Here is a 13928-nt window from a genome sequence, read left to right as displayed (position 1 = left end):
CTGGGTTGCACCAGTTCTAAAGAAGGGAACATTGCGCAAGACTCTGCCGAAAAGAAATGGTACATTTGCAGAGACCGCGCATGGCAAAGCGCCAAACCCATAGAATACGATACATGCGGCTGGCCCCACGATGCCTTTGACGGCACCGTAAGAACCGGCAACGTGGATACAAACAGCGTCTACGTTTTTGACTCGCTTGGTACCGGTTGGCGTACTGGCGACCAGCTCGATATCACTCTCGGGTTTGGCGGCTGCACCGCCTTGCGCAATACGATGGTCGACTCGAATGGTGGCTCTTTCTACACCTGCGACAACAGGCATTGGCGTTCGTCGAAAGACATCGAGAAGGATACTCTCGGTTGGGGCGGACTCAATACGACCTTTGTCGAAGGCGACGTGCGCAACGGCGCCGTGAATGCCGACTTTGTCTATGTTTACAACGGCGCCAGTTGGCGCCGCGGCACCGTGGTGGATTTCTTGATGAAAAATGCAGGTGGTTTTGCTTGCACTGAAAAAATAAAGGGTGACACAAGTTTTGTCAAAGTAGATGATTTGTATTATGTATGCGCTTATGACCCAACGTATAAAATGGAAGACACTACATATCATTGGATCGTTGCTCCTGAATTATACAATGACACTCATGAAGAACCATGTAAATTTTATTATATGGTATTAGATGGCGTCATAAGGCCGATTACATCGTATGAAGGAAACTTGCTTTATGGAAGAATTAATCAGGAAAATCATTATGTTTGCGACACGAAAGTTGCGGGTAGTTATGATTCTACTGATTACTATTGGAGATTGATGACTACAGTTGAGGAATTGATAGGTGTTGGCTGTACTGGCTCCCATATTGGTGAAACAACTGAATTTCACGGAGAACTCTATTCCTGTACTCGTAAGGGTGTATGGGTGCACATGAATGATTGGAACTGGGATGTTCCTGCAGTAAGTTGGCTGAACAACAGTGAAAGTATAATCTACGGAACATGGGTTGATTCTTCCGATAACAACAAGGTTTACAAGACAGTAGAGCTCTCTAGCGGTATATGGATGGCCCAAAATTTGAATCGCGAAACAGAAACCGGAAGCTGGTGTTATGACGACAGAGAGTCTAATTGCCTTGCAGGTGGACGTTTGTATACATATGAGGCTGCTTTAAACGCATGCCCAAGAGGTTGGCATTTGCCCAATTCATTGGAATTTTTGGACCTAATGGAATCTGATATTGACAAGGGTACTGCACGTATAGGCAAATCCAAAAAAGGATGGTACGAAGGAGAAAATGGAACTGATGATGTTGGCTTTTCGGTTGTCCCCGCAGGCCAAAGAAGCAGTTCGACAGGCAAATTTATGGATGCTGGAATGGGGGCCTATTTTTGGACATCAACTCTGTCTAGACGGTCTAGTGAAATTACCTCTGAAGCCATCAGTTGGAATGTCTCATTTTTTAGTAATGAGTTCTTAGACGAGGAAGCTGACATAATGAATGGCTACTCCGTCCGCTGCGTAAAGGATGCCGAATAAATCCGTCGCTTGACTAAATAAACATCATAAAAAAAGAATGAGCACCAATGTTAAAATGCATTGGTGTTTTCTTTGTTTAGTGCTCTCTTGTGTAGTACAACGACGCCGGACCACAATATCTGGTATGATTTTCGTAAGAACCACTTGCAAGAAGTGGTAGAAAGTGGTAGATTTATTGCGTGTTGTGGTAAAATGTGGTAAAAACAAAATGAATTTCACTTCTTTCATAGGACAAGCCCAGACGGCTATCGACGGAAAGGGGAGGACCTCCTTCCCCAGGGATTTCCGTCGTCAGCTTTCGGCTGCCGATGGGAATGAGTTCGTGGTCACTCGCGGACCGGACCAGACCCTGAGGTTGTTCGTCCTTTCGGAGTACGAGAAATTCATGGCGGACTTGGACCAGAGGTCCGACCGCCGTCAAACCGACCTAGTTCGGAGAGGCCTCTGCGCTACATTCGTAGAGCTAGACGGCCAAAATCGCATTTTACTCCCCAAGATTTTGTTGGAGTATGCTGGCCTTAAGGACGAAGTCCTTTACGTGCAGGCAAGCGGTAAGACTCTTGAATTATGGAACCCGGATCGCTTCAACGCCAAGTATGGCTTACAGACAAATGAAGCGATGGCTGCATTCGATGCTGCATTCTACGGTGAAGGTTTGACGGAGGGCCCGGATGGAAAACGCTGACCTTCGTCAAGCTAAATTACAAATAAACTATCACGAACCGGTGATGCTCGCAGAATGCCTCGAGGGCCTGCGGCTAAGTGACGCCTCCCTTGTGGGAGGGACGTTTGTGGATTGTACTCTTGGCGGCGGCGGTCATTCGTATGCCATAGCGAATAAGTTGAGCCCTGCGGGGACGCTGCACTCCTTTGACCGCGACGAAGAGGCGGTGGCTTTTGCCACAAAGCGCATGGCGACTATCCCTGTCGAGAAATCGCCGAAGTTCGTTGTACACCCGGTGGCTTTTGCCAAGCTGGGTGAAGAGATTGCGGCAAATTCGGTCGACGGAATATTGTATGATCTGGGAATCAGCAGCCACCAGGTCGATGATTCAAGCCGCGGGTTCACCTTTGTGGGAAACAACCCGCTGGATTTGCGCATGGACCGCCGCGAGGGCGTGAGCGCCCAGGAATGGCTACGTTCGGTGAGCGCCGACGACTTGGCCGATGCCCTCCGCAAGAATGCGGACATGGACCGCGCCTATAAACTGGCGACCCGCCTTGTGGAAGTCGCGGTAAAGACGGCTGCGGAGAACCGTGACATTTTGCCGAGCGACGTGAAGGCGATTGTGGAAGCGGTGTTCCCCGACAAGCGCCGCGATGTGAACAGCCTGCTGGCACGCGTGTTCCAGGCGGTTCGCATGGAAGTGAACGGCGAACTCGCCCAAATTGAACAGAGCCTGACTGCGGCGGTGGATTGCCTCAAGGTGGGCGGCCGCTTGGTGGTGATGAGCTACCACAGCGTGGAAGACCGCTGTGTGAAGGACACTTGCGCCAAGTTCGAGAAGGCCTGCATTTGCCCCGAGAACTTGCCGGTGTGCATGTGCGGCGGCAACCACCAGCGCCTAAAGAAGGTGAATCGCAAGCCGATTCTGCCCAGTGATGAAGAAATTGCAAGGAATAGCAGGGCTCGCTCTGCGAAACTGAGGGTGTACGAACGCGTATGAGTGATACCAAGAAAATACTCGTTCCTACGACCAACCGCTCCATCTTTTGGATCGTGTCTTTGGTGCTGCTCTTTTTGGTGCTGTTCTGCATGACGCCCCTCTACCTGCAAAACCGCTTAAACAGCTTGTACGAGACCAAGCACAAGCTCTCTGAGGAACTGACGTTTTTGCAGCGGGACGCGCTTTTGCTGGAGCTCAAGATCAATCAGCTTTCGTCTTTAGAAAATATGGCTGAGTTCGCGGAACAGGCTGAACTTGGCTTGAATGTGCTGCCGGTGAAGGTGATGCCGCAAGGAGGCTCCAAGTGAACAAGTTCAGATTGGAACCTTTGGCATTTATCAAGTGGCTCGTGATGAGTCTTGTGGCCGTACTCATGCTGCAGACTTTCAACATCCAGGTTTTGAACCAGAAGGCTTATCAGTCCAAGACCAAGGACATGGTGGTGCGTTCCAAGAACGTCTATGCCGAGCGCGGTCAGATTATGGACCGCAATGGCGTGGTGCTTGCCGACAACCTTCGCGACACGGCGAACAAGGTGCTGGATTACAGCCGAATCTTTTTGCAGGGCAAGCTTGCAAGCCAGATTGTGGGCAAGTTGGACTTTAACGGACACGGCAACATGGGCATTGAACGCGTGTTCGACTCCCGCCTTACGGGTGTGGAGGGCTTCCGCGTGAGCGTGCAGGACGTGCGCCACCGTGAAATTTACAGCCGCAGCGAAGACGTGGCCCAGGCAGAACCGGGCAAGAACCTGGTTTTGACGATTGACAAGAACATGCAGGAGATTGTGGAGAAGGCTCTTAAGGACGGCGTCGCGGAATTTAGCGCAAAGAGCGCGAGCGCCGTGGTGGTGGACCCGTACACGGGCGAAATCCTCGCCATGGCGAGCTACCCGACCTTTGACCCGAACTCCAAAACGCAGGGCATAGGCCGCATGGCGAAAAACGACATTGTATCGATGTCCTATGAACCGGGATCCACCTTCAAGGTCATTACCGCTTCGGCGGCGCTTGAGAACGGCATTGTCGATACGAACCGGATTTTCCCGAATGAGGGTAAGTCGTGGAAGTGGAACCCGAGGGCGAACCCGATACGTGACACCCATGAGTATGGTGACATGAACATGAGCGAAGCGATGGTGCAGTCCTCGAACATTGTGTTTGCAAAGATCGCCGATGCGGTGGGCGCGCAAAAACTTTACCAGATGGCGAGCCATTACGGTTTGGGAATGAAGACCTCCGACGCCTTTTACGGCGAGGAATCGGGAATGTTGAAGGATCCGTACACGCTTGCGAGCAACAGCGGCAGTGACCTTAAGCAAATGGGCTTTGGGCATGCTGTGATGGTGACGCCCATCCAGATGGTGATGGCGTACTCTGCTGTGGCGAATGGCGGCAAGCTGATGGAACCTATGATTGTGAAGGAATGGCGGGACGCCAATGGGAATTTGGTCGAGAAGAAGGAACCGGTGGAAGTGCGCCGCGTGATTAGCGAACAGACTGCGGCCAAGATCCGCGCCATGCTCAACCGTGTGGTGAATAGCGGAACGGCAAAGCGCGTGGCCTCTAAAAAGATTCCCGACGTGCTGTTTGGGGGCAAGACGGGTACGGCCGAAAAGTACAGTCAGGAATTGGGCAAGTACGACCGCAACCATCAGGTGGCTTCGTTCATTGGGCTTGCGCCTGTGGAAAATGCCCGCTATGTGTGCATGGTGCTGGTGGATGACCCGCAAGGGGTTCATGCCGGCGGTGTGACGGCGGGGCCGATTTTCCGTCGCATTATGGAAGGCGTCTATTACCATCCGGAACTTTCGCCGCTTTCGCACAACCTGGTGCAAGTCAAGGTGGACAATCCCTGCGACGTGGACTTTATGGGCATGACCGTGAATGCGGCGAAGCGTTTGGCTGGCGACAGGGGATGCCCGGTGACTTTGCAAGGCGAGGGAGACCGAGTGATTTCGCAGCGTAACGACATGCTCGACTCGATGGGCGTGGTGCTGATGCTTGGTGAGACTGTGGCGACCAAGATGCCCGACCTCAAGGGTCTTTCGCTGAAGGATGCCCTCGAGGTGATGGGGAACATTCGCATGAACGTGGAATACGAGGGCAAGGGCCGTGTGGTCGCTCAGACCCCCAAAGCAGACGAGACGCTCCGCAAGGGGACTGTGTGCAAGTTGACTTTAAAGGAGAGAGGCTGATGATTTCGGAAGGACTGATGCAAAAGTTGTCCGTGACGGGGCTTTGCGATGATTCCCGCCGTGTAAAACCGGGGAATCTGTTCTTCTCCATCCCTGCCGAAGGGTTCGAGGAATTTGCACGCAATGCGGTCGCTGCCGGTGCGGTCGCCGTGGTGGGCGAGGTGCCTGCCCCCGAAGGCCTGACTTCGAAGTGGATCCAGGTGGCAGACGTGAAGGCTGCCCGTTTGGAAGCGGCAAAGATATTCTACAAGGATCCGTTCGCCAAGCTTAGTTGCCATGCGGTTACGGGTACGAACGGCAAGACAACCAGCGCATTTTTGATGAACGCGATGCTGGAATCGGCGGGTCACAAGGTGGCGCTGCTCGGCACCATCATGAACAAGATTGGCGCCAATGCCGTGCCGGCGACGCTCACGACTCCAGGACTTTTGGACTTGTTCGCCTTTGCGGCGAAGGCCGTGGCGGCGGGCTGCACCGATCTGGTGATGGAAACTTCCAGCCACTCGCTGCACCAGGGCCGTGTGGCGGGAATCCGCTTTAAGAGCGGCCTGTTCAGCAACTTGACTCAGGACCACTTGGATTACCACAAGACTATGGATGCCTACTTTGAGGCTAAAAAGCTCTTGTTCACTAAGTATTTGGCCGAAGGTGGCGTGGCCGTCATCAATATTGATGACGCTCATGGCGAAAAACTGTTTGACAGCCTGAACGGAAGTGCCCTGCGTACCGTTGCTGTGTCGCGCTTGGGTAAGGCAAAGGCCTTTGTGAAGCCCGAGGGCGAGGTGAAGAATACCGAGGACGGTCTGGAATTTTTGCTTCCGATGATTGCGAAGGAAAAATTCGAGACTCCCTTGTGCGGCGACTTTAACGTCGACAACGTTTTGCTGGTTTTGGCATGGGCGAACGCAGTAGGCGTCCCGGAACTGGCCATGCGTGCCGCCTTGGCGAGCGTCCGTGTGCCGGGCCGCTTTGAAAAGGTGTGGAACAAGAACGGGAAGCACGTGATTGTGGATTACGCGCATACGCCCGACGCCTTGGAACGTGTGCTCACGACGGCACGTAGCCTTTGCCGCGGTTGCCTGAGCACCGTGTTTGGATGCGGCGGGGATCGCGACCGCACCAAGCGCCCTATTATGGGGCATATCGCCGAGACCCTTGCCGACAGGGCTTGGCTTACGAGCGATAACCCGCGTACCGAGAACCCCGGCGCCATAATCGCCGACGTGCGCGCCGGCATGACGACCAAGAAGTTCGAGGTGGTCGAGGACCGCGCCGAGGCCATCAGGCGCGCCTGTGCTGCCCTGCAAGAAGGGGACTGGCTTGTGATTGCGGGCAAGGGCCACGAAGACTACCAGATCGTCGGCAAGACGAAACACCATTTTGACGACCGCGAAGAGGCGGTGAAGGCAATGGAAGGATGCTAAAACTTGATATGACAATAGGGGAGATGCTCGAGAGCCTCGAGACCACAGCGGTCGGGGTGAATAAGCGCTCTCTCAAACGCAAGGTGAATCTGTGCATGGATTCCCGCGAACCGGCTAAAGGCGTTGTGTTTTGGCCAATTAAGGGCGTCCGTTTTGATGCCCACCAGTTTGTTAACCAAATGGAAAACGAAGGAGCCCTGATGAGCGTAGTAAACCAGGAAGCCGTAAAAATGAACACGTTTAAAGCGTATGCCCCGGTGAATGATACTACCAAGGCGTTGCTTAAACTCGCCAAGGATTACCAGCGCCGCTTCAAGTTGAAGAAGGTCGCGATTACCGGTAGCAACGGCAAGACGACTACGAAGGAGATGACGAAGGCTGTACTTTCGATGAAGTACAACACCCATGCCACCCAGGGCAATTTCAACAATCACATTGGCGTGCCCATGACGCTGTTCCAGCTGAAGCATTCGCACGAGGCGGCCGTGGTCGAGATGGGCACCAGCGGTCCTGACGAAATCCGCCCGCTGTCTTTGGCGACGGAACCTGACGTGGCGGTGATTACGAACATTGGCGCAAGCCACCTGGAAAAGCTGATTGACTACGACGGCGTTTTCCGCGAAAAGATTACCATCAAGGACGGCCTCAAGGATGGCGGCACCCTGATTGTGAACGCCGATGACCCGCGCCTTTGCAAGGTGAAGACCACCAGGAAGATGAAGGTTTTGACATTTGGCGTGAACCGCGGCACCATCCGCCCCGAAAAGCTCGTTTGGAACGAGAACGCCTGCGCGACGTTCTATATCGGTCGCACCAAGTTTGCCTTGAATGTGCAGGGGATCCATAACCTTTACGATGCCCTGGCCGCGATTGCGGTGGGTATTACCTTTGGCGTGAGCAAGACGGACATTGCTAAGGCATTGAACGCTTACCGTGCCACCAACATGCGCATGGAATTCAAGAAGGCGAACGGTTTCAAGATTGTTTCGGACTGCTACAATGCAAATCCCTCGTCGACTAAGATGGCGCTGCAGACGATTGGCAACATGAAGGCCCCGGGCAAGCGCATTGCGGTTCTGGGCGACATGCTTGAACTTGGCAAGCAAAGCGGCGAACTCCACGCGCAAATTGGCGCGATGGTCCCCGAAATGAACTTTGACCTGCTTTTGACCGTGGGCAAGGACGCCCGCAACTATGTGAAGGGTGCCAAGGCGAAGGGAATGAAGGCGGTGTTCCATTTTGATTCTGTGGACGACATTATTGAATTCCTCAAGGGCACGGTGGCCGAGGGCGATGTGCTTTTGGTGAAGGGCAGCCGCGGCATGCACATGGAACGCGTCGTGGACGCCCTTGTGAAACTGACTCCGGTAGTGAGGGCGTAAAAAAGAACTTATGGGCAATACAACCACAAAATCTGGCGTGAACAAGCTTTTGCTGCTTTCGACACTCGTGTTGATGTGTGTCGGTTGTGCCGTCGTCTACACGGCTTCGACGACGCATGCGATAAAGCTTGGGCTTACGCCGGAACATTACCTGAAGGCGCACTGCATGAAGGTGGTGGTGGCCCTGGTGGCGATGTTCCTTGCGGCGAAGGTGGATTATTCGATTTGGAAGAAGGGGGCGCGAGTCATATTTGGCATTGGCTGCGTGCTGACCATCGCGGCGATTGTGGCTGGCGGCGACGTGAAGGGTGCGAGCCGCTGGATTTGGGGCATCCAGCCGTCCGAAATATTGAAACTTGGGTTGATTGCCATGGTTTGCACCAAGCTCTCGGAAGCTGGGTTCGAAATCAAGACGCTCAAGTGCAGTTTAATCCAGCCGGGAGTCCCATTCATGATTTCGGCGCTTTTGTTGGCGTTGCAACCGAACTTCTCGATGTTGATTCTTTTTGCGGGCATTACTGTGACGGTTTTGATTGTGGCGGGAGCGCGAGCCAAGTACTTGTTGCCTGCCCTGGGAGGGAGCGCCTTGGTGGGCGTCATTGTGCTATTGATCAAGTCGCACACGTCCAAACGCATCGCGGCATTCTTGGACCCCACGGCGAACCAGAATTCGGCAATGCAGGGCGAACGCGCCTTGGAAGCGCTCGGCAATGGCGGATTTTTTGGAACGGGCTTTGGCATGGGCATGCAAAAACTCGGTTATTTGCCCGAGGCGCACAAGGACGTGGTCTATGCAGTGCTTGGCGAAGAGGCTGGGTTCATTGGGACGTCCATTATATTGCTTTTGTTCGGCTGCCTGTTTTACCAGGGGTTCGAAATCGCCAGGAATTCTTCGACCCGCTTTGGAAAGTACATGGCTGTGGCGTTGACGATATCGCTTTTCTTGAATTTCTTGGTCCATGTGAGCGTGAGTACTGGACTTTTTCCCACGACGGGGCAGCCGCTCCCGTTCTTGAGCTTTGGCGGAACCAACCTGATTTTCTCGGCGCTGTTTGTGGGAATCCTGTTGAACATTTCCAAGGCGGGCACGGGCAAAAAGATTGTTGAACCTTACATGAGTAGTACCGACAATACGGCGGCTCATGCCTTTAGTGATTTTGAAATTGCGAGGAATGACGTATGAAAAAGTTCCTGTTTGTATGTGGCGGCACCGGTGGCCATATTTTCCCGGCAGTAGCGATTGCCGAAAGCCTCAAAAAGATGGGCGTTACCGACATCACGTTTGCCGGACGTAAGGATTCCATGGAAGAACGCCTGGTGGCCTCTAACTGGCCTTACGAATACATTACCGCGGAACCGCTGCACCGCGGCCCGTTCCTCAAGAATTTGGCTTTGCCTTTCAAGCTCTCCAAGTCGCTGGTGCGTGCCAAGAGCGTTGTCAAAAAAGTGAACCCCGACGTGGTCGTGGCTACGGGCGGGTATGTTTCGCTTCCGATTGTGCTTGCCGCCGGTAGCCTCGGGATTCCTGTTTACCTGCAAGAGCAAAATGCGGTGGCCGGTGTCGCCAACAAGGTGGGCGCCCGCTATGCCAAGACAATCTTTGTGACGAGCGAAGAAGCCGCCCATGGTTTCCCGATCGAAAAGACCCGCGTTTTTGGCAACCCGGTTCGCAAGCTCCCGCAGGCGGACGAGCTTAAGCGTCCCGTAGAATTTGCCGAAGGCAAAAAGGCTGTGTTTATTGTGGGAGGCTCCCAGGGTGCCGCAGGCATCAACGCCAAGATTGAAGAGAGCATCAAGACCATTGCCGCCCGTAACGACGTGAATGTGGTTTGGCAGGTGGGCGTCAAGAATGTGGAATCCATTAGCAGTCGCGTGGGCGACGTGCCGAATGTGGCGATTCGCGGGTTCCTGAATGACATTTACGCCTACATGAACTATGCCGACTTGATTATCAGCCGTGCAGGGGCCTCGGCTCTTGCCGAAATCCTTGCGTTTGGCAAGCCGAGCATTTTGTTGCCGTACCCGCATGCGACTGCTAACCACCAAGAACATAACGCCCGCGTGGTCGAGAAGGCCGGCGCCTGCCTAGTGGAGCTGGACGGCGACCCCAATGATTTGTGGAACAAGGTGGAGTCACTTTTGTTTGACAGCGAAAAATTGAATAAAATGGCCATCGCAGCGAAGGGTCTCGGGATGCCCGATGCCGCCGACCAGATTGCGAGAGTCATTATGGAAAAGGAAAATGCATAATGCAGATTAATGATTGCAAACGTGTTCGTCGTCTTCACTTTGTGGGTATTGGTGGCGCCGGTATGTCGGGCATTGCCGAAGTCTTGCACGAGAACGGATTCGAGGTGACCGGTTCCGACATGGGCGAGGGCCAGGTTATCGATTATCTCAAGAACTTGGGTATCCGTGTAGATTCGAAACACGAGGCAAAGAACGTAGAGAATGCCGACCTCGTTGTATATTCTTCTGCTATTCCGTACGACAACCCGGAACTTGTAGAAGCGCGAAATCGCCGCATTCCCGTAATCCGCCGTGCCGAAATGCTTGGCGAACTGATGCGTCTTAAGTACACGCTCGCCATTTGCGGTACTCATGGCAAGACGACCACCACTTCCATTGTCGGGCAGATTTGGGAAGAAGCCGGCCTTGACCCGACCATTATCGTGGGCGGTGTGGTGAAGGGCAAGGGCAGCGGCGCCAAGGTGGGCCGCGGCGATTACCTGATTGCCGAAAGCGACGAGTTCGACCGCAGTTTCCTTTCGATGATGCCGTCTTCGGCTATCGTGACCAATATCGATGCCGACCACCTGGATACTTACGAGAACATCGAAGAAATCAAGGACGCGTTCGTGCAGTTCGTAAACAAGATTCCGTTTTACGGCCAGGCGATTCTCTGCCTTGACGATGCGAACGTGCAGTCGATCCTTTCCCGCGTCCGTAAGCCGGTGATTACCTACGGCTTTAGCCGTCAGGCCAAGTACCGCGTCGAGAACCTTCGCTTTGAAAAGGGCTATCCCGTATTCGAGATTTTGAACGACGGCGAATCTCTTGGCGAATTCCGTCTCAAGATTCCCGGCCGTCATAACGTACTGAATGCCACCGCCGCCGTGGCGCTTGCCATGGAAGAAGGGATTGCCCCCGATGTGGCGCGCAAGGCGTGCGCCGAGTTTGAGGGTGTGACCCGCCGCTTTGAATTCATCGGCGAAAAGAACGGCGTGATGGTGTTCGATGACTATGCCCACCATCCGACCGAAGCGACGGCGACTCTTCTCGGCTTCCGCGAAGCATTCCCGGACAAGAGAATCGTGGTTGCGTTCCAGCCGCATTTGTTCAGCCGTACGCGTGACCAGCACGAGGCATTTGGCATGGCTTTTGCCAACTGTGACGTGCTTTTGGTGACCGACGTGTATCCGGCCCGTGAACGCCCGATAGAAGGTGTTACCGGTGCTCTCGTGGCCAATAGCGCGAGCGATCGCGGCCACAGGAACGCCCGTTTCGTGGGTGACCAGATGAATTTGCTGCCTATCCTGAAAGAGGAACTCCGCCAGGGCGATGTGGTCGTGCTGATGGGCGCCGGCAACATCTACAAGCTGGGGAGCAAGATATTGGAGGAATGCGTTTGAGCCTATCCAAGACGACATTCTTGGGCCGCCGAATCGGTTACAACGAAGAAAAGCGGAAGCAGGCCCGTGCTCAAAGAGTGAAGCACGGCGTCAGTGGAACTTTCCGCTGGTTCAGGCGTCGTGGCTGGCTTTTGTGCGTTGCCCTGATTGCCCTTGGCGTGGCCGCGTGGAACAACCGTTTTTACCTGCAGCGTTTGAACCCAATGGAACTGAGGCACTTGCAATACATTGATATTGAGGGCAACCGCATGCTCTCTTGGGAAGACGTGGTGCAAAACGCCCAGGTGGAACCAGGGATGCTGATGTCGGAAGTGAATGCGGACTCTGTGGAAAAGGCGTTGCTGCAAATGCCGCTTATTCACGAGGTGTCCGTGAAAAAGTATTTCCCGTCGTCGCTGGATATCAAACTCAAGGAGGCGTCGCCCGTGGTCTCGGCTTTTGAAGGCGGCAAGGCGACGGTGTATTCGGAACGAGGCATGGTGATGCCGCTCTCAATGACGACCGCTTTCCATTTGCCCGTGATCGATTTGGAGTCGGTCGACAAGATAAAGGCGATTTCGAACTTCTTGTATACCATGCGTAGCGAAGACAAAAAGCTTTATGAAAAAGTTTCCCAAGTCGCTTGGAGCGAAGCCGACCGGGCTTTTGAAGTGTACTTCAAGGATGTTGGGCATAAGACCTTGTTCCCCGAACAGGGGTGGAACAAGGACATGTTCGTGCTTTACGAATCTGTAAAGGCGGGATTCCCGCAAGATATGCGTTGTGCTGGCGAAGTAGACATGCGTTACGCCGGTTTTGCCTATGTAAGAAATTTTGACAAGAGGTGTGTCAATGGATGATAACAGACAAAATGAAATAAGAAAGGAAGACCTGATTTTTGGTCTCGATATCGGGGCTTCCAAAATCAACCTGTTCATGGGGGCCATTACCGAGAACTCCGTTCGCGTTTTGGAATGCGGCGACCTGCCGCTCACCAATGCCGACGAAATGGATTCGGTGGTGGAGAACCTGCAAAAGGCGGCTCGCCAGCTGGAGTCCCTTGCGTCGGTGGATGTCCACGACGTTTATGTGGGCATCGCGGGCAAGCATGTGTCCTCATTTAACTACAAGGGACTCATTACGCTCCCCACTGGGGAAGTCCGTAGCCAGGATATCGAAAATGTCAAGAACCAGGCGAGCACCATTCCGGAATCGGCTGGTCAAATTATCCATGTGTTCCCTGGGGAATATACGCTCGATGACCAACCGGGCATTAAGAACCCCAAGGGAATGAACGGACGCCGTTTGGGCGTGGATGTCCAGGTCGTCACCTCTCGACCCAATGCCATCCAGAATTTGGACAAGTGCGTCCGCAGCGCCGGGCTCCACGTAATGGATTTTGTTCTTGAACCTCTTGCCGCAGCGCATGCGGTACTGACCGACGACGAAAAGGAACTGGGGGTCGCCTTGATCGATTTCGGCGCAGGCTCTGCCGACGTGGCCGTTTTTGTGGGCGAGTCCGTCCGCTACACGGCTTCGCTGGACCTTGCGGGCAACACCATCACGAGCGACATCAGCAAGTGCCTCAAGGTGCCTATATCGCTTTCAAAAGCCGAAGAAATCAAGAAGAAGTACGGGACCTGCAAAATCAGCAACTTGATTGAAGACGAGACCTTCCCGGTGCCTGGCGTTGGCGACCGCGGCGAAGTGCAGTGCTCCCGCAAGCTCTTGGCTCGTGTGATTACTGCCCGCGTGGAAGAAATTTTCAAGTTGTTGGCGGCCGATCTCAAGAAGCACAAAATGGACGCTTTGATCAACGGTGGCATTGTGCTTACGGGCGGATGCTGCGCCTTGGAAGGAATCGACGAATTGGCAGACAAGGTTTTTGGAAAGCCTGTGCGCATTGGCCACTCCAAGGGCACAAGCGGTATCCAGGAAGCTTTCCGCAACCCCTCTTACGCCACAGGTATTGGCCTCTTGCACTATGCCGCCCGCCAGCAGCGTAGCAACAAGAAGCGCGATACGGGCAAACAAATCGCTGTTTCGGTGAAAAAAGGTTTTCAACGATTCAAGGATTTTGTTCAAACTTATTTCTAACAACAAACCACTCACAA

12 protein-coding genes are annotated in these 13928 nt (G+C 53.8%); all 12 read left to right on the top strand.

The window, feature by feature from the left end; translation table 11 throughout:
- A partial coding sequence (locus BUB55_RS11390; RefSeq protein WP_304529012.1) for an FISUMP domain-containing protein occupies positions 1-1533 on the top strand: 1533 nt, incomplete at its 5' end.
- A gap of 208 nt (positions 1534-1741) precedes the next feature.
- On the top strand, positions 1742-2218 hold the full coding sequence (locus tag BUB55_RS11385; protein ID WP_073191480.1) for a division/cell wall cluster transcriptional repressor MraZ: 477 nt from the start codon (positions 1742-1744) through the stop codon (positions 2216-2218).
- Positions 2205-3200 carry a 16S rRNA (cytosine(1402)-N(4))-methyltransferase RsmH gene (gene rsmH, locus BUB55_RS11380; protein WP_073191477.1) on the top strand — a complete coding sequence of 332 codons (996 nt, stop codon included), beginning with the start codon at positions 2205-2207 and terminating at the stop codon, positions 3198-3200. The genes BUB55_RS11385 and rsmH overlap by 14 nt, the downstream gene beginning before the upstream one ends.
- Entirely contained in the window at positions 3197-3508 is a 312-nt protein-coding gene (locus tag BUB55_RS11375; RefSeq protein ID WP_073191474.1) for a hypothetical protein, read from the top strand. Before rsmH ends, BUB55_RS11375 begins: the two co-directional genes overlap by 4 nt.
- Entirely contained in the window at positions 3505-5397 is a 1893-nt protein-coding gene (locus BUB55_RS11370) for a penicillin-binding protein (RefSeq protein ID WP_073191471.1), read from the top strand. Before BUB55_RS11375 ends, BUB55_RS11370 begins: the two co-directional genes overlap by 4 nt.
- Positions 5397-6821, top strand: a complete 1425-nt coding sequence (locus BUB55_RS11365; RefSeq protein WP_073191468.1) for a UDP-N-acetylmuramoyl-L-alanyl-D-glutamate--2,6-diaminopimelate ligase — start codon at positions 5397-5399, stop codon at positions 6819-6821. The genes BUB55_RS11370 and BUB55_RS11365 overlap by 1 nt, the downstream gene beginning before the upstream one ends.
- Positions 6815-8203, top strand: a complete 1389-nt coding sequence (murF, locus tag BUB55_RS11360) for a UDP-N-acetylmuramoyl-tripeptide--D-alanyl-D-alanine ligase (protein ID WP_073191465.1) — start codon at positions 6815-6817, stop codon at positions 8201-8203. Before BUB55_RS11365 ends, murF begins: the two co-directional genes overlap by 7 nt.
- A gap of 10 nt (positions 8204-8213) precedes the next feature.
- Positions 8214-9386 carry a peptidoglycan glycosyltransferase FtsW gene (locus BUB55_RS11355; protein ID WP_073191461.1) on the top strand — a complete coding sequence of 391 codons (1173 nt, stop codon included), beginning with the start codon at positions 8214-8216 and terminating at the stop codon, positions 9384-9386.
- Positions 9383-10453: an undecaprenyldiphospho-muramoylpentapeptide beta-N-acetylglucosaminyltransferase gene (gene murG, locus BUB55_RS11350; RefSeq protein ID WP_073191458.1), complete on the top strand. Its 1071-nt coding sequence runs from the start codon at positions 9383-9385 to the stop codon at positions 10451-10453. Before BUB55_RS11355 ends, murG begins: the two co-directional genes overlap by 4 nt.
- On the top strand, positions 10453-11835 hold the full coding sequence (gene murC / locus BUB55_RS11345; RefSeq protein ID WP_073191455.1) for a UDP-N-acetylmuramate--L-alanine ligase: 1383 nt from the start codon (positions 10453-10455) through the stop codon (positions 11833-11835). Before murG ends, murC begins: the two co-directional genes overlap by 1 nt.
- Positions 11826-12674 (top strand): cell division protein FtsQ/DivIB, encoded by an 849-nt coding sequence (locus BUB55_RS11340; protein ID WP_083596996.1) that lies wholly within the window; start codon positions 11826-11828, stop codon positions 12672-12674. Before murC ends, BUB55_RS11340 begins: the two co-directional genes overlap by 10 nt.
- On the top strand, positions 12667-13911 hold the full coding sequence (gene ftsA / locus BUB55_RS11335) for a cell division protein FtsA (RefSeq protein ID WP_073191452.1): 1245 nt from the start codon (positions 12667-12669) through the stop codon (positions 13909-13911). The genes BUB55_RS11340 and ftsA overlap by 8 nt, the downstream gene beginning before the upstream one ends.
- Positions 13912-13928: the final 17 nt, after the last annotated feature.

This window comes from Fibrobacter sp. UWP2 (assembly GCF_900141705.1).
In the GTDB taxonomy this organism is placed as follows: domain Bacteria; phylum Fibrobacterota; class Fibrobacteria; order Fibrobacterales; family Fibrobacteraceae; genus Fibrobacter.
This window is presented reverse-complemented; position numbering and strand designations above follow the sequence as displayed.